Here is a 19,096-nt window from a genome sequence, read left to right as displayed (position 1 = left end):
GACCGCGACCCGGAGCCCTGCTGTGAGCGCAACCGACGAGATCGACACCCGGCGCCGGGCCGGCTCGGTCGAGGTTCTCGCGGGCGTTCTCGTGCTGCTGGTCCTCTTCCGGGGCCCGCTCGGGTCGCTGATCTCCGATCCGCGGCTGCAGACCTGGACCACCGTCTTCGTGTCCGTGCTCGTGCAGGCCGTGCCGTTCCTGGTGTTCGGCGTGGTGCTGTCGGCGGTCATCGCCGTGTTCGTGCCGCGCTCCTTCTGGGCCCGGGCGCTGCCGCGGCGCCCGGCGCTGGCCGTTCCGGCGGCCGGCCTGGCCGGGGTGATCCTGCCGGGCTGCGAGTGCGGCAGCGTGCCCATCGCCGGGTCGCTGATCCGGCGCGGGGTGACCCCCGCAGCGGCGCTGGCGTTCCTGCTCGCCGCGCCCGCGATCAACCCGATCGTGCTTACGGCCACGGCGGTCGCCTTTCCCGGCAGGCCGATGATGGTCGTCGCCCGCGGCGCCGCCAGCCTCGTCGTGGCGGTGGCCATGGGCTGGCTCTGGCTGCGCCTGGGCAAGGCCGAGTGGATCCGCTTGCCGCACCGCCCCGACCTCGACGGGATGAGCCGCGGCAACGCCTTCTGGGCCGCCGCCCGCCACGACGTCATGCACGCCGGCGGCTTCCTGGTGCTGGGCGCCGCGGCCGCCGCGACGATCAACGTGGTGGTGCCGGAGCGGTGGCTCACCTCGCTGGCGGGCAGCCCGGTGCTCTCGGTGCTGGCCCTGGCGGTGCTCGCCGTGCTGCTGTCGATCTGCAGCGAGGCGGACGCGTTCGTGGCGGCGTCGCTCTCACAGTTCTCGCTCACGTCGCGGCTGGTGTTCCTGGTGGTGGGGCCGATGGTGGACCTGAAGCTGATCAGCATGCAGACCGGGGTGTTCGGCCGCCGCTTCGCCTCCCGCTTCGCCCCGGCGACGCTGCTGGCCGCGATCCTGGTGGGCTCGGCCGTCGGGGCGGTGCTGCTGTGAACCGGCAGGCCCAGGCGGTGATCATGCTGCTCTTCGGCGGGGCGATCCTGCGGGCCGGCCTCGGCGACCTTTACCTGCGCTACGTCAAGGAAGGCCTGCGGCCGTTCCTTCTCGGTGCCGGGTTCCTGCTGGTCGTCGCCGCGGTCATGACCCTCTGGTACGAACTGCGCCCCCGTCCCGCCGCCACAGCCCCCGAGCCGGACGGCCACGGCCACGAGCACCACCACGAGCCCCGCATCGGCTGGCTGCTGATCCTGCCCGTGCTCGGCCTGCTGCTGGTGGCACCGCCCGCCCTGGGGTCGTACGCGGCGGGACAGGCGGGCAGCGTCCTCACCGCGCAGAACTCGGCGTCGGACTATCCCCCGCTGCCCGCCGGCGACCCGGTCGACGTGGACCTGCTCGACTACGCGTCCCGGGCCGTCTTCGACAAGGGGCGCAGCTTGACCGGCCGCACGCTGCGGCTCACCGGCTTCGTGACGCCGGGGCCGGACGGGGAACCGATGCTGGCCCGCATGGTCCTGTCCTGCTGCGCCGCGGACGGGCGCCCGATCAAGGTCGGCCTGGCCGGCGAGGGCCCGGCCGGCGTCGCCCCGGACACCTGGGTACAGGTCGTCGGCATGTACGCGGACCGGGTCGGCAAGGACCCCGTCAACGACGCCGACGTGCCGTACCTGCAGGTGAAGAGCTGGCAGGAGGTCGCCGCGCCGAAGCAGCCGTACGAGTGAACCGGCTCAATCGAGGTGGTTCGGCAGCCCGAAGAGGGGGAAGAGGCGGGCCGTGTCGAGGAAGTTGCTGACCCCCGCGATCCGCCCGCCGGAGATGTCCAGCACGATCAGCGCCCACGGGTCGTGGCCGATGCCGCCCGCGCCCGGCCGGTACTGCCCGAAGGCCGGTACGCCGTTGGCCGCCACCGGGATCAGGCGCGAGCCCTGGCAGCCGCCGCCCGTACCGCCCATCCACACGGCGATCTCGTCGCGGCCGCTCAGCCACAGCGGTAGCGGCGGCATCGACAGCGTCGCGTCCTCGTGCAGCAGCGTCGTGAGCGCCTCGAGGTCGTACGCCTCGAACGCCCGTACGTAACGGGCCAGCAGTGCCCGCTGCTCCTCGTCCAGCGGCCGGTGCACGTCGGCGCCGAGGTCGGCCGCCGCGATCGTCGCGCGGGCCCGCTGCAGGACGCTGTTCACGCTGGCGACCGACGTGTCGAGCAGCTCGGCCACCTCGCTCGCCGACCAGGCCAGCACGTCACGCAGGATCAGCACGGCCCGCTGCCGCGGCGGCAGGTGCTGGAGGGCGGCGACGAAAGCCAGCCGGATCGACTCGCGCCCGGCGACCACCTCGGCCGGGTCGGCGCGTTCCGGCAGCACCCGGGAGTCCGGCACCGGGCCGACCCAGATCTCGTCGGGACGCGGCTCGCCCGCGTCGGTGGCCCGCCCGGAGCCGGCCGGGCCGAGGTCCATCGGCCGCACCCGGCGCTGCGCGCTGCTCAGCATGGTCAGGCAGACGTTCGTGGTGATCCGGTACAGCCACGACCGCAGGGCGGACCGCCCGTCGAAGCCGTCGAAGCCACGCCAGGCGCGGACCATCGCGTCCTGGACGGCGTCCTCCGCGTCGAATGCCGACCCCAGCATGCGGTAGCAGTAACCGGTCAGCTCCGGCCGGTACGCCTCGAGCTGCGCCACATCGTTCACCCGGCCAAACTAGCGGAAACTTTTTGCGCCGGGACCGATGAGTCTCCGGTGTCCCCCGGGTCTACCCCTGCGACAGACAGCACGGCACACCAAGGAGCCAGCCATGTACGCGGACGTCAACGGCATCAACCTGTACTACGAGACGCACGGGACCGGCCGCCCGCTGATCCTGCTGCACGGCGGGCTCGGCTCGGGCGAGATGTTCGGCACGGTCACCGACACCTTCGCCGCGCACCACCAGGTCATCCTTCCCGACCTCCAGGGCCACGGGCGCACCGCCGACATCGACCGCCCGCTCGACATCCGCCTGATGGCCGACGACGTCGCCGCCCTCATCGACCACCTGGGACTGGACCGGCCGGACGTCGTCGGCTACTCCCTCGGCGGCGGCGTGGCGCTGCTGACCGCGATCCGGCACCCGCAGAAGGTGGGCCGGCTGGTCTCGGCGTCGGCGGGCATCCGGCGCGACGCCACGTACCCGGAGATCCTCGAGCAGCAGGGCCAGGTGAGCGCGGCAGCCGCCGAGTTCATGAAGGAAACCCCGATGTACGAGCTATACCAGCGGGTGGCGCCGCGTCCCGAGGACTTCCCGCGCCTGCTGGACAAGATCGGCACCGCGATGGCGCAGGACTACGACTTCACCGAGGAGGTCCGCGGACTGCAGGTGCCGACGCTGGTGATGGGCGCGGACGCCGACATGGTGCCGCCGAGCCACCTGGTCGAGATCTTCGCGCTGCTCGACGGCGGGGCGCGGGACGGCGGCTGGACCGGCGAGGGCCGGCCCAAGGGCGGCCATGCCCTGGCGATCCTGCCCGGCCTCACGCACTACAACCTGTTCATGTCGCCGTTGTTCGCGGCCACGGCGCTCGCCTTCCTCGACAAGGATCGCTGAGCCGCGGCGGGCCGCCGGAGGAAGGTCCGGTGGCCCGCCCGGGCGTCAGGTGCCGATGATCCCGCCGTCGAGGCGCCAGGTCACGATCACGGCCGGCTTGGCGAAGTCGCCGTCGGGCCAGGTGGACGCCGGATTCTCCACCGTGGCCCCGGTGATCTCGCCGGGGTGCTGCACCGCGGTGAAGACCGACCGGTCGTCGCCCGTGATGAAGGGGCCGCACGTCTCCGCGCCGGGCGGCACGGTCAGGAACTGCTTGAGGTGACCCCGTTCCGGGCCCTCGATCGCGGTGGCGAAGAGGCCGTCGTTGCTGCCGAGCGCGTTGCCGTCGGTCGCGATCCAGAGATTTCCCGTACGGTCGAACGCGACGTTGTCCGGGCACGAGATCGGCGACACGGCGCTCTTGTCGTAGCCGGCGAAGTAGGTCGACGGGTCCGCCGGGTCGCCGCAGACGATCGGCAGCGACCAGGTGAACGTCTCCGCCGTGTGGTCCCCGCCGTCCTCGGTGATCTCGAAGATCTGGCCGTGCTTGTTGGCGACCCGCGGGTTGGCCTCGTCCACCCCGGGATAGGTGCCCACCCCGCGGTTGGTGTTGTTCGTCAGCGCGGCGTAGATCTTGCCGGTGATCGGGCTGGGCTGCACGTCCTCGGGCCGGTCCATCTTGGTCGCCATGACCTTGTCGCCGGCCAGGCGGGTGTACGCCAGGACCTCGACGACGCTCATCCCGGGCACGTGGGAGCGGTCGCCGGAGGCGAGCTTGATCCAGCGGCCCGTGCCGTCGAAGGCGCCGTCGGAGGGCAGCTTGCCCGTGCCGTCGATCTCCGAGGCCGGGCTGTCACCGGTGAGCTTCGCGACGTAGAGCGTGCCCGCCTCCAGCAGGCTCAGGTTGTGCCGCCGGTCGCCGGGGACGTAGCGCTTCTTCGACACGAACTTGTACAGGTAGTCGAAGCGTTCGTCGTCACCCATGTAGGCCACGACGTGCCCGCTGCGGGCCACGATGACGTTGGCGCCCTCGTGCTTGAGCCGGCCCATCGCCGTGTGCTTGCGCGGGCGCGAATGCGGGTCGTGGGGGTCGACCTCGACGATCCAGCCGAAGCGGTGCGCCTCGTTCGGATGCTTCGCCAGGTCGAACCGCTCCTGCGCCCGCTCCCAGCGCCGCGACCCGGCCGGATACCGCGCCGTCGTGGAGATGCCGTAGCGGGCCAGCGACGGCTTCAACTCGGCCGGCGCCTGGTCACCACCGACGAAGTACTGGTTGAAGTTCTCCTCGCCCGACAGCACGGTGCCCCACGGCGTCACGCCGCCGGAGCAGTTGTTGAGCGTACCGATCGGGGTCGTGCCGGCCGGGTCCTGCGCCGTCCGCAGCAGCGCGGAACCGGCGGCCGGTCCGGTGAAGGTGAACGGCGTCTCCAGCAGCGTCAGACGGCGGTTGTACGGCAGCCGCTCGCCACTCCCGGGCCGCCACTGACCGGTGTGGCCGACGCGCTCCAGCTCGACCACGGACATGCCGTGCGCGGCCATGGCGACCCGGATCTGCTCGACGGTCATCGCCTCGAGCGAGGTGAAGCCCGGGAACATCAACTCCTCGTTGGTGTACTCGTGGTTGGACACCAGCAGGGCCCGCCGGCCGTCGCGCCCGAGCGGGAGGACGCCGAGGAAGTCGTTGTTGAAGCCGAACTGGCACCGCTGCCGGTCGGCGCTCTGCTGGTGCACGTCGAACGCGGGTGCCCCGGGGAGGATCGGGTCGCCCCAGCGGATCACCACCGCGTGGTCGTAGCCGTTGGGCACGATCACGGTGTCCAGCTCGTTCGGCGGGATCGGCTTGAAGCTCAGCGCGGCGGCGCGGCCCGGAGCGCTCCCGGCGGCCTCCCCCGGCACCGGACCCGCCGCCGCGGCCGGAGCCGCTCCGGAGGTGGCACCGAACCCGAGCACCAGGGCACCGGCGGCGCCGGCCCGGACCAGACCCCGGCGGGTCATCCCCGCGCTCAGCACGTCGCCCAGGTACGGGTTCAGGGACCGGTTGGGCACGTCGTGGTCGCACGCGTTGCCGCAGCGGTAGAGGCAGGTCATCTGATCACGCATCGACAGACCTCCAAGCGGTGGGGTGCGGGTGAGTCTAAACCGGACGCTGGGTAAACGGTAGGTTAACGATGCGTGGTCAAAGGGCCAGGGCGGCCACCTCGTCCGCGCACCCCCAGGACAGCGTCATCCCGGCGCCGCCGTGCCCGTACGCGTGCACCACGACGCCGTCCGGCCACTTCTCCGTCTCGACCCGCGGCCCGCCGCGACGGGCCGGGCGCAGCCCCACCTTCTCCCCCACCACCGGCGCGCCGGCCAGCTCGGGCACCAGCGCCACGCACCGCTCGACGATCGCGTCGCGGGTCGCCGGGTCCGGTGTGGTGTTCCAATCACCGGCCTGGAAGGTGCCGCCGAGCACGACGTCGCGGGTGCGCGGGTGCACATAAGTGCTGGGCTCACCCTGGTCGCGTACGGACACGAACACGCCGGGGTTGGCGACGAGCACGATCTGGCCGCGTACCGGATGGACCTCGGGGTCGCCGCAGAGCGTGCCGGCGGCGAGCCCGGTGGCGTTGACGACCACCGGCGCCTCGGCCAGCGCCTCCTCCAGGCGGTCGACCCGGCGGCGCACCACCCGGCCGCCGGCCCGCTCGAACCGGTCCCGCAGCCACGGCAGGTAGACGCCCATCTCGACCATCGGGGCGTGGAAGCGCACCTCCCGGGTCCACGGCGGCCCGATGGGCAGATACCGCACCCGGCGCGCGGCGGGCGCCCACCACGGCTCGCCGGTGGCGCCGTCCCGCTCGAGGTTGCGCGTCTCCCGGACGAGGACGCCGGGCACCCGGTCATGAGCCTGCCGGCGGAAGAACTCGTACGTGGCGGCGGCCCAGGCGAGCACGCGCGGCGAGAAGTACATGCCGGTCGGGTACCAGGCCGCCGCGGCGACCGCCGAGACCGTGTCCGTGGGTCCGACCGGCGTCCAGAGGGCCACGTCGGCGCCCCGCTCGCGCAGCCGCACCGCCGCCGTCATCCCGATGATCCCGCCGCCCACCACGATGACGTCCGCCATCCCGCCATCCTCCTGCACGCAGCGGGTGAGTACGCACACTCAGTCGCGTTGGCGACCGGCCGGGCAGGCTCCTCGCATGGACACGAATCCTCAGCCGAGAACCACCACCGCGTTCCACGTCCAGTCGATGGCTTCGTTCGGCCTGTCCCTGACCGCCGTGACCGCGGGAATCGTGTATCTGCCGGTCGGCGCCTGGATCCGGGCCTTCCTGGCGGTCGGCCTGCTGTACGTGGTCACCTCGGCGTTCACCCTCGCGAAGTGCGTCCGCGACCAGCAGGACGCCGGGTCGGTCACGCGCCGGGTCGACCAGGCGCGGATGGACAAGCTGCTCGCCGAGCACGACCCGTACCACGTGCCGGGTGCCTAGAGCCGGTCGAGCGTCGCGGGGTCGGGCTCGCCGTCGTAGTAGCGGTCGAGGACGGCCTGGAACAGCTCGGGGTCGTCCGCGGCCCGCGCGAACAGCGTCATCGACGAGCGCAGCTTCAGGTCGTCGGGGTAGCCGAGGATCTGCCCGGCCGTACGCCCCTCGACGGCCAGCAGGGCCCGCGCGCACTCGGCGAGCCGCGGGCCGAGCACCGGGTGGGCCAGGTACGCGCGGGCCTCGGCGAGATCGCGGATCGCGTACGTGCGGGCCGTCGGGCTGGAGCCCAGGCCGGCGACCTGCGGGAACACGAACCACATCCAGTGGCTGCGCTTGTCGCCCGCCGTCAGCTCGGCGAGCGCGCGCTCGTAGATCCCGTCCTGCGCCGCCACGAACCGGTCCAGATCGTGCTGGTCTGCCATGGTCCCATCCTGCCCGCCGGTCACCCCGTCCCCAGCAGCGGGGCGGCCGCCCGGCACCGGACCGGATCGGTCAGCACGTCCGTGGAGTCGGTCACCTGGTCGATCGTGCCGGGCAGGGTCGGCACCGGACCACCCCGCCGCCCGCCGAGCCGCTCCAGCAGCGCCCGCACCGGCGGGTCCCCGATCGCGGCGGTCAGCGCCACGACGAACCGGTCGGCGCCCAGGACCCGGATGTCGCGCGTGTAGTAGGGACGCGGCGCCGGGTCCACCGGCGTCGCGAGGCCGAGGTCGTTGGTCGCGGCGGCGATCCGGCTCGCCGCCGTCACCAGGGCCGCCTCGCGGGCCCGCCAGTCCGGCGCGGCCACCGCCTCGGCCAGCGGCGGGCCGATGTCGGCGGCGAGGCGCAGCCGGGCGAAGGCCGTGCCGAACCATTTCGGGTACGGCGCCCAGCGGCGCTCGACGAGGAACGCCAGGCGCATCAGCTCCCGGACCAGCCGGCCCGCGATCACCCGGGAGCCCAGGTCGTCGCCGGTCGAGCCGGCCCGCGCCACGAACGCCTCCTCCTGGGCCACCCGCAGCCACCCGGCCGCGAGCGCGTAGCGCCAGACGTCGTCCGGATACCACGCCAGCCGGGCCCGGCGCCGCGCCAGCTCGCCGTCCGGGTCGTGGAGGACCGCGCCTGCGATCAGCGTCGCCAGCGTCTGCGTGGGCGCCACCAGCCAGTCCTCGAGGGTGAAGCCCGCGGCCGGATCGGCGCCGAGCCGGTCCGCGAAGAACCGGCCGGCGGTCGTCACCTCGACGCGGTCGTCGCCGCCGAGCTCCGCGACGACCGGTGCGCCCGGCGGTAGGAAGATCTGTACGCGGGGACCGAAGTCGTGGTCGGTGGAGACCTCGTCGTCGAAGCCCAGTACCTCCGAGCCGGCGCCGAGCAGGGCGGCGGCGTGCGGGCGGGCGCCCAGCCGGGGCCGTACCTCGTGCTCGTAGAGGCGGCGCGCGAGATCGATTCCGGACATGGCGGCCAGCCTGTCGCCCCGGCGCCGCCGCGACAACCGGATCAATACCGGCAGCGCAGCACGACCATGGTGTGGCCGCCGACGTCGAGGGTGCCGGCGGCGCGGACCGTTTTCTTGCGGTTGGCCAGCAGCGGGTCGGCCGTGTCGACCACCGTCTCCCAGGTGCGGCCGTACGCGCGGGGCGGCACGGTGAATGTGACGTTCTCCGGCAGCGGGTTGAACAGCACCAGGAACGAGGCGTCGGTGATCGCCTCGCCGAGGGCGTCCCGCTCCGGGATCCCGTGGCCGTTGAGGAACACCGTCATGGTCATGCCCGACTGGGCGGTCCACTCCTGGGCTGTCATCGGCTCGCCGTCGCGCCGCAGCCAGGCGATGTCGGGCACCTTCGAGTCACCGGCGGGTTCGCCGGTGAAGAACCGCCGGCGGCGGAAGATCGGGTGGTCGGCGCGGAGCTTCGTCAGCCGCCGGGTGAACTGCGTGAGCACGTCGTGGTGCCGGGCGTCGGTCCAGTCGATCCAGCTCAGCTCGTTGTCCTGGGCGTACACGTTGTTGTTGCCGCGCTGGGTACGGCCCAGCTCGTCACCGTGGGCGATCATCGGTACGCCCTGGGACAGCAGCAGCGTCGCGAGGAAGTTGCGCTTCTGGCGCTCGCGGAGCTTGATGATCTCGGGGTCGTCGGTCGGGCCCTCGGCGCCGCAGTTCCAGGACCGGTTGTGGCTCTCGCCGTCGCGGTTGTGCTCCCCGTTGGCGTCGTTGTGCTTGTCGTTGTAGGAGACCAGGTCCTCGAGCGTGAAGCCGTCGTGGGCGGTCACGAAGTTGATCGACGCGATCGGGCGGCGGCCGTCGATCTCGTACAGGTCGGACGAGCCGGTGAACCGGGAGGCGAACTCGCCGAGGCTGGCCTGCTCGCCGCGCCAGAAGTCGCGCACGGTGTCCCGGTACTTGCCGTTCCACTCGGTCCACAGCGGTGGGAAGCCGCCGACCTGGTAGCCGCCGTCGCCGACGTCCCACGGCTCGGCGATGAGCTTGACCTGGCTCACCACCGGGTCCTGGTTGACCAGGTCGAAGAACGCGGCGAGCCGGTTGACCTCGTGGAACTCGCGGGCCAGCGACGCGGCGAGGTCGAAGCGGAAGCCGTCGACGTGCATCTCGGTGACCCAGTAGCGCAGCGAGTCCATGATCAGCCGCAGCGACTCGTGGTGGCGCACGTTCAGGCTGTTCCCGGTGCCGGTGGTGTCGTAGTAGTACTGCTTGTCGCCGTCGACGAGGCGGTAGTAGGCGGGATTGTCGATGCCCCGGAAGGACAGCGTCGGGCCGAGGTGGTTCCCCTCGGCGGTGTGGTTGTAGACGACGTCCAGGATCACCTCGATGCCGGCCGCGTGCAGCGCCTTGACCATCGACTTGAACTCCTGGACCTGGCCGCCGCGGCCACCGAACGACGCGTAGTCGTTGTGCGGGGCGAAGAAGCCGATCGTGTTGTATCCCCAGTAATTGCTCAGCCCGCGCTCGATGAGCCCGCTGTCGTGCACGAACTGGTGCACCGGCATCAGCTCGACGGCGGTCACCCCGAGCTCCTTGAAGTGCTTGATCATCTCGGGGTGCGCCAGGCCGGAGTAGGTGCCGCGGACGTCCTCGGGGATCCTCGGGTTGTCCATGGTCATGCCCTTGACGTGCGCCTCGTAGATGACCGTCTGGTGGAACGGGATGCGCAGCGGCCGGTCGTTGGCCCAGTCGAAGTACGGGTTCACCACGACCGAGCGCATCGCGTACGCGGCGGAGTCGGCCTCGTTGACCGACGCCGGATCCCCGAAGTGGTAGGAGAACAGCGCGTTGTCCCACTCGTTGTGCCCCTCGATCGCCTTCGCGTACGGGTCGAGCAGCAGCTTGTTCGGGTTGCACCGCAGCCCCCGCGACAGGTCGTACGGGCCGTGCACGCGGTAGCCGTACCGCTGACCCGGCACGATCCGCGGCAGGTAGCCGTGCCAGACCAGCGCCTCGCGCTCGGGCAGGTCGATCCGGGTCTCCTTGCCCTCGTCGTCGAACAGGCAGAGCTCGACGCGGTCGGCCACCTCCGAGAAGAGGGCGAAGTTGGTCCCGCCACCGTCGTAGGTGGCGCCGAGCGGATACGGGTTGCCCGGCCAGATCTTCATACGTCTCTCCTCCACGCGAACGCCTTCCGCGCTGGCCTTCCCACTCCGGAGCGGGATCAATCCTTACCGCACAGTGATGCCGGACGCGCCGGCGTCCCGCGGCTCGGAGGCCACGGGACGCCGGGGACGACAGGGGTTGCGCTCAGCGGCGCGTACCGTCGGGGTCGTCGAAGTCGATCTGCTCCTTGCGGACCTCGCCGGTGACGCTCTCCTCGTCGGTCACGACCTCCTTGCCGAGGCGGACCCGCTCGACCGGCACGGCCTCGGTGTCCACCACCGGCCGCTCGGCGTGCAGCGTGACCTCGTGCTCGCCGTCGGAGATCTCGGCGCCGGACAGCGCGTCGCCCCGGTTGGCCTCGGTGATCGGCTCGCGCTCGAGCCGGACCTCCTCGCGGCTCACCGGTACGCTGACCTGCTCCTGCTCGGTGACCACGTACTTGCGCAGCCGGGCCTTGCCGACCTGCTCCTTGCGGGTGTCGGCGACGAGCCGCTCCTCGGAACGCGTCATGGCGTCGTCCCCGGTCGCGGAGCTGTCGCGGTCGTAGTCCGTGCCCGTGGTGTCGCTGTCGTAGCTAGCGGTTCCGGTGGCGGTCGTGGTCTCGTCGCCGGTGAGGCTCCCGCCGCTGGATGAGAAGCCGTAGTAGCGGTAGAGCTCGTCCTCCTCGTCGGGCGACAGCCGGCCGTCGGGGTCGATGCGCGGCGCGTCCTTCACCGTGGACTTGTCGAACGGCACCACGATGCGGTCGCCGCCGACCTCCGCGCGCTGCAGCGGGATGAACGACTGCTTGGTGCCGAACAGCCCGGTCTTCACCGCGAGCCACTCCGGCTCGCCGGTCTCCGCGTCCAGGTACACCTCGTCGGTGGAGCCGATCTTGCCGCCGTCGGTCTCGTAGACGTCCATGCCGTACAGCTTGGGGATGTCGTTGCGCGTGATCATCGTTTGTCCTCTCCGGGGGTGTGGACCTACGCCCCGGACAATCCCCGGGCCTTTGCGCGATAAACGGAGGATCACACGACCAATTCGTGGCATCTTTCCCGCGTTATTCCGGCTCCTTGCCGGGTAACAACTACGTCCCCCGACCTGCGGCGCGACGGCAGCCGAAGCGTCGGAGCCGACGCTCGACAATGGACCCGAAAGGGCTCAGGCCGCAGTCAGCGGAGTCGCCAGTTTCTCCAGGCTCTGCCGCTCCGCCCTGACGCCCAGGACCGCCTCGACCAGCCCTGCGACGATCATCAGCACGGCGCCGACGACGAACGCCAGCACGGTGTCGCCGACCCTGCCCGTGCCGACCAGGCGGGCGAAGAGCAGCGGGCCGGTGACGCCGCCGACAGCGGTGCCGATGGCGTAGAAGAACGCGATCGCCAGGGCCCGCGTCTCCATCGGGAAGATCTCGCTGACCGTGAGGTACGCCGAGCTGGCGCCGGCCGAGGCGAAGAACAGCACGACGCACCAGCACGCGGTCATCGTGACCGCGCTCAGCCCTCCGGTGGAGAACAACCAGGCGGTCACCAGCAGCAGCACACCGGAGAGTACATACGTACCGGTGATCATGATCTTCCGGCCGACGGAGTCGAAGAGCGGGGCGAGAGTCAGCGGGCCGAGCAGGTTGCCCACGGCGATGACCGCGAAGTAGTAGCCGGTGCTGCCGGACGGCACGTCGAAGAAGGTCTGCAGGATCTGGGCGTACCCGAAGGTGACGGCGTTGTAGAGGAACGCCTGACCGACGAAGAGGGCGAGGCCGAGTGCGGCACGCTTCGGGTAGCGGAGCACCAGGGTCCTGGCGATCTGCCCGAACCCGATGCTGCGGCGCTGGTGGATGGTGATGTAGTCCTCGGCCGGCTCGAGCGTGACCCGGTCCTCGCGCTCGACGGTCTGCTCGACGTCGCGGACCAGGTTCTCCGCCTCCTCGCCGCGGCCGTGGATGAAGAGCCAGCGCGGGCTCTCCGGCACGTGCCGGCGCACCAGCAGGATGACCAGGCCCAGCACCACGCCCAGCCCGAACGCCGCCCGCCAGCCCCAGGAGACCGGCAGCTGCGTCAGGATCGGTACGGTCACCAGCGCGCCCACCGCCGCCCCGGCCCAGAAGGTGCCGTTGATCACGATGTCGATGCGGCCACGGTGCCGGGCCGGGATCAGCTCGTCGATCGCCGAGTTGATGGCCGCGTACTCGCCGCCGATGCCGGCGCCGGTGACGAAGCGGAACAGGAAGAACCACCACGGGTCGAAGCTGAACGCGGTCATCGCCGTACCGAAGAGGTAGACGCCGAGGGTCAGCATGAACAGCTTCTTGCGGCCGAACCGGTCGGTGAGCCAGCCGAAGAACAGCGCGCCGAAGCAGGCGCCGAGCACGTACGTGGCGGCGCCCAGGCCGGTGACCTGGCTCTGGCTGATCGAGAGCCCGCTGCCCGGCTCGGCGAGGCGGCCGGAGAGGTTGCCGACGATGGTGACCTCGAGGCCGTCGAGGACCCAGACGGTGCCGAGCCCGATGACGATCATCCAGTGCCAGCGGGCCCAGGGGAGGCGGTCGAGGCGGGCCGGCACGTTCGTACGCACCGTTCCCGGGTCGGTGGTGGTCATGTGACGCACCTACCCCTGGGAATGCTGCATTATGCACCCGCATCGGCGGTACAAAGGAGGCGATGCCCGAGCTCAGCCCCCGCCGCCGCCAGCTGGTGCTCGCGATCTGCTGCATGAGCCTGTTCATCGTCGGGCTCGACACCACGATCGTGAACATCGCGCTGCCCTCCCTCCGCGCCGACCTGGACGCCTCCGTCTCCGGCCTGCAGTGGGTCATCGACGCGTACACGCTGGTGCTGGCCAGCCTGCTCGTGCTCGCCGGATCGACCGCCGACCGGGTGGGCCGCCGGCGTACCTTCCAGACCGGCCTGGCGCTGTTCACCGCGGGGTCCCTGCTGTGCAGCGTGGCTCCGGGCCTCGGCTGGCTGATCTTCTTCCGCACGCTGCAGGCGATCGGGGGCTCGATGCTGAACCCGGTCGCCATGTCGATCATCACCAACACCTTCACCGAGCCGCGGGAGCGGGCCCGCGCGATCGGCGTCTGGGGCGGCGTCGTGGGCCTGAGCATGGCGCTGGGCCCGGTGCTCGGCGGAGGCCTGGTCGCCGCGCTGGGCTGGCGGTCCGTCTTCTGGATCAACGTGCCGGTCGGGCTGGCCGCCATCGCGCTCGCCGCCGCGTACGTCCCGGAGTCGCGGGCCGCCCGGCCGCGCCGGCTCGACCCGGTGGGTCAGCTCCTGGTGCTGATGCTGCTGGCCGCGGTCACCTTCGGGATCATCGAGGGGCCTGCCGCAGGCTGGGCGGCGCCGGAGATCATCGGGTGTTTCGCGCTGGGGGCGGCGGCCCTGGGCGTCCTGATCCCCTACGAGAACCGCCGCGCGGAGCCACTCCTCGACCTGCACGTGTTCCGCAGCGTCCCGTTCGCCGGCGCGGCCGTCATCGCGGTGTGCGCGTTCGGGGCGCTGGCCGGCTTCCTGTTCCTCAACGCGCTGTACCTGCAGGACGTCCGCGGCCTGTCCGCCCTGCACGCCGGCCTCTGGACCCTGCCCATGGCCCTGGCCACGGCGGTCGTGGCGCCGCTGTCGGGACGCATCGTCGGCGCCCGCGGACCACGGCTGCCCCTGGTGCTCGCGGGCACGGCGATCGCCCTGGCCATGATGCCGCTGACCCGGCTCACGGCGAGTACCCCGGTGTGGCTGCTGATCGCCGCCTACATGCTGTTCGGGTTCGGCTTCGGCATGGTCAACGCCCCGATCACGAACACGGCCGTCTCCGGGATGCCACGCGCGCAGGCCGGGGTCGCCGCCGCGATCGCGTCGACCAGCCGCCAGGTGGGGGCGGCGCTCGGCGTCGCGGTCATCGGCGCCGTCGTCGTCTCGGGCCTCGACGGCCCGTCGGCCGCCCACTTCGCGGAGGCGTCGCGGGCCGGGTGGTGGATCATGGCCGGCTGCGGCGTCGCCGTCCTCGCGCTCGGGCTGGCCACCACCGGCCGCCGGGCCCGCGCGACGGCCGCCCGAGTGGAGACTCCCGAGGCGGTTCCCGCCTGATGGACGAGATCCTGGACATCCGGCGGATCTACGTAGAGCCCGAGGCCGCCGCCCTGCCGCGCGGCCGGGAGATCCTCGCGCGCTTCCCCGGCGCCGAACGCGTCGAGGTGGAGAGCCACCACCGCATCCCCGAGCTCTACGGCGACGAGACCAACGTCCGGCGCTGGGTCCGGATCAAGCGCGAGGCCCTGGTGCTCGGCGTGAAGAAGTCGCTGACCGCCCGCCCCAACGGCCGCTCCGCCGACTTCATCGCCCCGTCCACCGCCAACGGCTGCGCGATGGCCTGCGCCTACTGCTACGTGCCCCGCCGCAAGGGTTACTCCAACCCGATCACGGTCTTCGCCAACATCGACAAGATCCTCGGGTACGTCCAGCGCCACGCCGGCCGCCAGGGGACCAAGCCGGCGCCGAACGAGTGCGACCCGGCGGCCTGGGTCTACGACATCGGCGAGAACTCGGACTGTTCGCTCGACGCCCGGATCAGCGACAACGTGCGGGACCTGGTCGAGCTGTTCCGCTGGTTGCCGACCGCCAAGGCCAGCTTCGCCACCAAGCACGTCAACCGCGACCTGCTCGACTGGGACCCGCAGGGGCGTACCCGGATCCGCTTCTCCCTCATGCCGCCGCGCGACGCCAAGCTGCTCGACATCCGCACCAGCCCGATCGCCGACCGCATCGCGGCGATCGACGACTTCGTCGCGGCCGGGTACGAGGTGCACGTGAACTTCAGCCCGGTGGTGGTCCGCGACGGCTGGCTGGACGACTGGGCGGCCCTGCTCGCCGACCTCGACGCGGGGATCGGCCCCGCGGCCAAGGCGCAGCTGGCCGCCGAGATCATCTTCCTCACCCACAACCGCGACCTGCACGAGGTCAACCTCGGCTGGCACCCGAAGGCGGAGGAGGTGCTGTGGCGCCCGGACATCCAGCAGGGCAAGCGCTCCGAGAACGGCGCGTGGAACGTGCGCTACCGCACCGGGCAGAAGGGACGCCACGTCGCGGCCCTCACCGAGGTGATCAACCGCGTGACGCCGTACTGCCGGATCCGCTACGCGTTCTGAGCTAGCCTCCGTGCCGGTTCAGCAGGGCGCGGGCGACGGCGGCGACGGTGGGCAGGTCGCGGGACGTCACCAGCTCCAGCGGATGACCCGACCGGACGCAGACGGCGTAGCCGTACCCCGGTCCGATGACCGCCGTGGCGAGCTCCCCCGGGATGGGCCGGTCCAGCAGGATGACGGAGCGCACACGGCCGGCCAGTTCCTGCAGTGCGGAGGTGATGGCGCCGGTGTCGGCGATGCCCGGACCGGGGCAGGACGCGATGACCACGGCGGACTCGTCGGCGGCGGCGGCATCCCGCAGCCGGGCCAGGGCCGCCGCGATGGCGTCGGCCGTGCCGGCGGTGACCGGCCCGCCGCCGGTGGCGACCTCGAACGGGGTGCCGCCGGCCTGGTGGAAGCCCGGCCGCGGCGCCGGGAGGGCGCTCGCCGCCACCGGGTCGAACCGGTGGCTCACCTGCTCGATGCTGCCGGGCCGGCCGAACAGCCAGCCCTGGCCCCAGCGCGCCCCGAGCGCCTGCGCGGTGACCAGGTCGTCCTCGGTCTCGATGCCCTCGCCGACGACCATGGCCCCGGTACGCTGCGCCTCCGCGCGTACGACGGCACAGACGGCGCGGGTTTGTTCGGCGGACGGATCGCGGATCAGGCTCATGTCGAGCTTGATCACCTCGGGCTCGAGCACCGGCAGGAACGCCAGCGACATCGGGTCCACGCCCACGTCGTCGAGCGCGAGGCTGTTGCCCCACTGCTGCGCCTGCCCGGCGATCCGTAGCAGGCTGCCGGGCAGAGCCGGCAGGGCGCGCTCGGTGAACTCCAGGATCTCGCGGAACGGCAAACCGCCCATGATCAGCTCGACCAGGCGGGGTGACAACGGCTGATCCAGCGCCGCGGGCTCGGCGTTGACGAACACCAGCGGCGGGGAGACCGGGGCCGCCACGGCGCACTCCAGCGCCCGCTCCGAGCACAGCATGTCCAGGTCGCCGAGCCGGCCCGCCTCCCGGGCTGCGGCGAACAACCGGTCCGGGAACTCGAGGTCGGTGCCGGCCGGGCCCCGGGCGAGCGCTTCCACCCCGACGACCGTACGGGTGGACAGGTCGACGATCGGCTGGAACAGCGGTCGCACGAGCCGCTCGGCCAACACCGCCTCGATCGCGGCGTGGGCCGGCGACGACGCCTGGGTCGGTGCGTGACCGGCGTGCATCCCCCAGCTCCCTCCGGTGGCCTCACCAGACCTATCGGCACCGGAGCGGGAGGACTCAAGCCGGCGGGCGTAAAAGGGAGGGATGCGACCGGTGATGCGGGTGAGGCCGGCGTCAGGCCGCGGCGCGGCGCCCGGCACGGCGGGCGATCAGCACGGTGACCAGGACGTACGCGATCATCAGGGCGGTGGCCGCGTAGCCGAAGCCGTCCGCGAACGAGATGTCCGCCGTCCAGTAGCGGTCGTCGTCCGGGGAGAACTCCGGTCCCGCACTCGAGCCGGCGCCGAGCGGCAGCAGCGCCACGCCCGCATAGACGGCGGCAAGGCCGAAGGGCCACCAGACGAGCGACACCACGAGCGTGCGCAGCGTACGGCCGTAGACCAGGCCCAGAAGACCGGCCACCGCGGCGGTGAGCACCGTCTGCATGACCATGAACCCGGGGTGGTTGAGGTGCAGCATCTCGATCAGCTCGTAGAGGTCGTTCGCGAGCAGCGTGTACCGCGCCGCCACCAGCCGGTACACCAACGCCGGCGCCGCCGTGCAGACCGCCCCGGCGAGCAGGGCGCAGGCCAGCTTCGTCACCACCCAGCGCCCCCGCGGCACCGACTGAGTGAGGACGAACGCGACGGTGCCCTCCTCCCGTTCGCGGGCGAACAGCGGCACCCCCAGCACCAGTCCGATGAGGACGGGCACGAAGGCGGCGACCAGCTCCATGCCGAGGATCGCGTTCATCGCGGGGCCGGTGGGCCAGCACAGGTTGGGATTGACGCAGCCGGGCATGCCGCTCGCGTCGAGCTGCCGCTGGACCACACCCGAGGCGAAGAAAAGGAAAGCGGTCGACACCCCGGAAATCACCACGGCGACGATCAGGTACGGCCTGAGCAGCCGCATCGCGAGCCAGGTCATCGGACGGCCACCTCCCGCACCGGCAGGGCTCCGGTCGTCCGCAGGTAGCCCAGGAGCAGCTCCTCGAGCGTGGGCCGATGCCAGGACAGGCGGCCGGCAAGGACCGGCTCGGCGATCCTCACCAGCGCGGTGAACCCGGGGCCGTCCGGTTGCGCCTCGACGATCTCCGCCCCGTCCAGCGCGGCCAGGTCACCGGCGCCGCCGACCGCCACGTGGTGCGCGGCCAGCGCCTGGTCGACGTCGCCGGCGAGGCGTACCCGGCCGTCGGCGAGCACGACGACGTGGTCGCAGACGCCCTCGATGTCGGCCACGACGTGGGACGAGAGCAGCACGGTCGTCCCGTGCTCGGCGACCTCGGCCATCAGCGCGCCGGCGGCCTCGGTGCGGGCCACCGGGTCCAGGGGTGCGAGCGGTTCGTCCAGCAGCAGCAGGCCGGGCCGTTTGCCGAGCGCCATGATCAGGGCCAGGCGGGTGCGCTGCCCCGGCGCCAAGGCGCCGACCTTCACCGCCGGGGGTAGGTCGGCGGCGTCGGCGAGGCGCTGGGCGTACGCGGCGTCCCAGCGGGGGTTGAGGCGGCCGCCCAGGCGCAGGGTCTGCGCGACGGTCAGGGCCTGGTAGAGCGGGGCCTGCTGGCCGACGTACCCGATGCTGGGGAGTGTGCCTTCGCCGACCTGATCCCCGAAGACGGTCAGGCTGCCGCGATGCGGCGTCAGCAGCCCGGCCGCGGCGCGCAGCAGCGTGGTCTTGCCGGCGCCGTTGCGCCCGACCAGCGCGGTCACGCTGCCGGCAGGCACCGTGACGGAGCAGTCGTCGAGGGCTGCGCGGTCCCCGAACGAGTGGGTGAGACCGGCGGCGGCGAGCGCCGGGATGTCCTTAGACACGCTGTGCCTCCTCTTCGGCGGCCACCTCGGTGACGAGCGCCTGGATGTCCGACGGGTCGAGGCCCGCCGCACGGGCCCGGGCCACCCATTCGGCCAGGTCCCGGCGGAGCTCGCCGATGTCGGCGGGCAGCGGCGGCAGGTGGTCGCGCACGAACGTCCCCGAGCCCTGCCGCGGCTCCACGAGACCCGCCACCTCGAGCTCCCGGTACGCCCGCAGCACGGTGTTGGGGTTGATGCCGGTGCGCTCGGCCACCTCGCGGGCAGTGGGCAGCCGGTCGCCGGGGCGCAGCCGTCCCATCCGGACCGCCTGGCGGACCTGCTGGATCAGCTGGACGTAGACGGCGGTGCCGGTGCGGCGGTCGATCCGGAAGATCATGACTAGCAC

18 protein-coding genes are annotated in these 19,096 nt (G+C 72.1%); 6 read left to right on the top strand and 12 right to left on the bottom strand.

The window, feature by feature from the left end:
• Positions 1-22 precede the first annotated feature (22 nt).
• Entirely contained in the window at positions 23-1,000 is a 978-nt protein-coding gene (locus AB0368_RS02200) for a permease (protein ID WP_366151915.1), read from the top strand.
• Positions 997-1,725, top strand: a complete 729-nt coding sequence (locus AB0368_RS02195) for a TIGR03943 family protein (RefSeq protein WP_366151914.1) — start codon at positions 997-999, stop codon at positions 1,723-1,725. Before AB0368_RS02200 ends, AB0368_RS02195 begins: the two co-directional genes overlap by 4 nt.
• A 6-nt stretch (positions 1,726-1,731) precedes the next feature.
• Here AB0368_RS02195 and AB0368_RS02190 read toward each other — a convergent pair whose 3' ends face one another.
• Positions 1,732-2,688 (bottom strand): sigma-70 family RNA polymerase sigma factor, encoded by a 957-nt coding sequence (locus AB0368_RS02190; RefSeq protein ID WP_366151913.1) that lies wholly within the window; start codon positions 2,686-2,688, stop codon positions 1,732-1,734.
• A gap of 103 nt (positions 2,689-2,791) precedes the next feature.
• Between AB0368_RS02190 and AB0368_RS02185 the strand changes: the two genes are divergently transcribed.
• Positions 2,792-3,580, top strand: coding sequence for an alpha/beta hydrolase (locus tag AB0368_RS02185; RefSeq protein WP_366151912.1), 789 nt, complete (start codon positions 2,792-2,794; stop codon positions 3,578-3,580).
• Positions 3,581-3,625: 45 nt separating this feature from the next.
• On the opposite strand, the gene AB0368_RS02180 is transcribed toward AB0368_RS02185, so the two are convergent.
• Both AB0368_RS02180 and AB0368_RS02175 read right to left on the bottom strand, forming a co-directional pair.
• Positions 3,626-5,659 (bottom strand): PhoX family phosphatase, encoded by a 2,034-nt coding sequence (locus tag AB0368_RS02180; protein WP_366151911.1) that lies wholly within the window; start codon positions 5,657-5,659, stop codon positions 3,626-3,628.
• A gap of 76 nt (positions 5,660-5,735) precedes the next feature.
• A complete protein-coding gene (locus tag AB0368_RS02175) occupies positions 5,736-6,665 on the bottom strand; it encodes an FAD-dependent oxidoreductase (protein ID WP_366151910.1) in 930 nt (309 codons plus the stop codon).
• Between the two features lie 76 nt (positions 6,666-6,741).
• Here AB0368_RS02175 and AB0368_RS02170 point away from each other — a divergent pair, with 76 nt between their 5' ends.
• The gene (locus AB0368_RS02170; protein ID WP_366151909.1) at positions 6,742-7,032 is read left to right on the top strand and encodes a YiaA/YiaB family inner membrane protein; all 291 of its coding nucleotides are present in this window, start codon (positions 6,742-6,744) and stop codon (positions 7,030-7,032) included.
• Here AB0368_RS02170 and AB0368_RS02165 read toward each other — a convergent pair.
• The 5 genes from AB0368_RS02165 to AB0368_RS02145 all read right to left on the bottom strand — a co-directional run bounded on the left by AB0368_RS02165 (position 7,029) and on the right by AB0368_RS02145 (position 13,189).
• Positions 7,029-7,448 (bottom strand): DUF1810 domain-containing protein, encoded by a 420-nt coding sequence (locus AB0368_RS02165; RefSeq protein ID WP_366151908.1) that lies wholly within the window; start codon positions 7,446-7,448, stop codon positions 7,029-7,031. The genes AB0368_RS02170 and AB0368_RS02165 overlap by 4 nt on opposite strands.
• A 20-nt stretch (positions 7,449-7,468) precedes the next feature.
• Entirely contained in the window at positions 7,469-8,461 is a 993-nt protein-coding gene (locus AB0368_RS02160; RefSeq protein WP_366151907.1) for a DUF4037 domain-containing protein, read from the bottom strand.
• A 41-nt stretch (positions 8,462-8,502) separates the two neighbouring features.
• On the bottom strand, positions 8,503-10,611 hold the full coding sequence (gene glgX / locus AB0368_RS02155; protein ID WP_366151906.1) for a glycogen debranching protein GlgX: 2,109 nt from the start codon (positions 10,609-10,611) through the stop codon (positions 8,503-8,505).
• A 142-nt stretch (positions 10,612-10,753) separates the two neighbouring features.
• The gene (locus AB0368_RS02150; protein ID WP_366151905.1) at positions 10,754-11,548 is read right to left on the bottom strand and encodes a PRC and DUF2382 domain-containing protein; all 795 of its coding nucleotides are present in this window, start codon (positions 11,546-11,548) and stop codon (positions 10,754-10,756) included.
• A 204-nt stretch (positions 11,549-11,752) separates the two neighbouring features.
• Positions 11,753-13,189: an MFS transporter gene (locus tag AB0368_RS02145; protein ID WP_366151904.1), complete on the bottom strand. Its 1,437-nt coding sequence runs from the start codon at positions 13,187-13,189 to the stop codon at positions 11,753-11,755.
• A 62-nt stretch (positions 13,190-13,251) separates the two neighbouring features.
• Between AB0368_RS02145 and AB0368_RS02140 the strand changes: the two genes are divergently transcribed.
• Positions 13,252-14,673, top strand: coding sequence for an MFS transporter (locus tag AB0368_RS02140; protein ID WP_366151903.1), 1,422 nt, complete (start codon positions 13,252-13,254; stop codon positions 14,671-14,673).
• On the top strand, positions 14,673-15,731 hold the full coding sequence (locus tag AB0368_RS02135) for a spore photoproduct lyase family protein (RefSeq protein ID WP_366151902.1): 1,059 nt from the start codon (positions 14,673-14,675) through the stop codon (positions 15,729-15,731). Before AB0368_RS02140 ends, AB0368_RS02135 begins: the two co-directional genes overlap by 1 nt.
• A gap of 1 nt (position 15,732) precedes the next feature.
• Here the strand turns inward: AB0368_RS02135 and AB0368_RS02130 are convergent, their stop codons facing one another.
• The 4 genes from AB0368_RS02130 to AB0368_RS02115 all read right to left on the bottom strand — a co-directional run bounded on the left by AB0368_RS02130 (position 15,733) and on the right by AB0368_RS02115 (position 19,087).
• Positions 15,733-16,926, bottom strand: a complete 1,194-nt coding sequence (locus AB0368_RS02130) for an EAL domain-containing protein (RefSeq protein ID WP_366151901.1) — start codon at positions 16,924-16,926, stop codon at positions 15,733-15,735.
• A gap of 112 nt (positions 16,927-17,038) precedes the next feature.
• Positions 17,039-17,830 carry a hypothetical protein gene (locus AB0368_RS02125; RefSeq protein WP_366151900.1) on the bottom strand — a complete coding sequence of 264 codons (792 nt, stop codon included), beginning with the start codon at positions 17,828-17,830 and terminating at the stop codon, positions 17,039-17,041.
• Complete coding sequence (locus tag AB0368_RS02120; protein WP_366151899.1) at positions 17,827-18,711, bottom strand: ABC transporter ATP-binding protein; 885 nt, start codon at positions 18,709-18,711, stop codon at positions 17,827-17,829. Before AB0368_RS02120 ends, AB0368_RS02125 begins: the two co-directional genes overlap by 4 nt.
• Positions 18,704-19,087 carry a GntR family transcriptional regulator gene (locus tag AB0368_RS02115; protein ID WP_366151898.1) on the bottom strand — a complete coding sequence of 128 codons (384 nt, stop codon included), beginning with the start codon at positions 19,085-19,087 and terminating at the stop codon, positions 18,704-18,706. Before AB0368_RS02115 ends, AB0368_RS02120 begins: the two co-directional genes overlap by 8 nt.
• Positions 19,088-19,096: the final 9 nt, after the last annotated feature.

The sequence above is a fragment of the Actinoplanes sp. NPDC051475 genome (genome assembly GCF_040689425.1).
Lineage (GTDB): Bacteria > Actinomycetota > Actinomycetes > Mycobacteriales > Micromonosporaceae > Actinoplanes.
This window is presented reverse-complemented; position numbering and strand designations above follow the sequence as displayed.

Bases quoted from the DNA above. Each gene is read 5' to 3' on its own strand.
- AB0368_RS02185 (WP_366151912.1), top strand. From the start codon at position 2,792: ATGTACGCGGACGTCAACGGCATCAACCTGTACTACGAGACGCACGGG.
- AB0368_RS02180 (WP_366151911.1), bottom strand. From the start codon at position 5,659: ATGCGTGATCAGATGACCTGCCTCTACCGCTGCGGCAACGCGTGCGAC.
- AB0368_RS02175 (WP_366151910.1), bottom strand. From the start codon at position 6,665: ATGGCGGACGTCATCGTGGTGGGCGGCGGGATCATCGGGATGACGGCG.
- AB0368_RS02170 (WP_366151909.1), top strand. From the start codon at position 6,742: ATGGACACGAATCCTCAGCCGAGAACCACCACCGCGTTCCACGTCCAG.
- AB0368_RS02165 (WP_366151908.1), bottom strand. From the start codon at position 7,448: ATGGCAGACCAGCACGATCTGGACCGGTTCGTGGCGGCGCAGGACGGG.
- AB0368_RS02160 (WP_366151907.1), bottom strand. From the start codon at position 8,461: ATGTCCGGAATCGATCTCGCGCGCCGCCTCTACGAGCACGAGGTACGG.
- glgX (WP_366151906.1), bottom strand. From the start codon at position 10,611: ATGAAGATCTGGCCGGGCAACCCGTATCCGCTCGGCGCCACCTACGAC.
- AB0368_RS02150 (WP_366151905.1), bottom strand. From the start codon at position 11,548: ATGATCACGCGCAACGACATCCCCAAGCTGTACGGCATGGACGTCTAC.
- AB0368_RS02145 (WP_366151904.1), bottom strand. From the start codon at position 13,189: ATGACCACCACCGACCCGGGAACGGTGCGTACGAACGTGCCGGCCCGC.
- AB0368_RS02140 (WP_366151903.1), top strand. From the start codon at position 13,252: ATGCCCGAGCTCAGCCCCCGCCGCCGCCAGCTGGTGCTCGCGATCTGC.
- AB0368_RS02135 (WP_366151902.1), top strand. From the start codon at position 14,673: ATGGACGAGATCCTGGACATCCGGCGGATCTACGTAGAGCCCGAGGCC.
- AB0368_RS02130 (WP_366151901.1), bottom strand. From the start codon at position 16,926: ATGCACGCCGGTCACGCACCGACCCAGGCGTCGTCGCCGGCCCACGCC.
- AB0368_RS02125 (WP_366151900.1), bottom strand. From the start codon at position 17,830: ATGACCTGGCTCGCGATGCGGCTGCTCAGGCCGTACCTGATCGTCGCC.
- AB0368_RS02115 (WP_366151898.1), bottom strand. From the start codon at position 19,087: ATGATCTTCCGGATCGACCGCCGCACCGGCACCGCCGTCTACGTCCAG.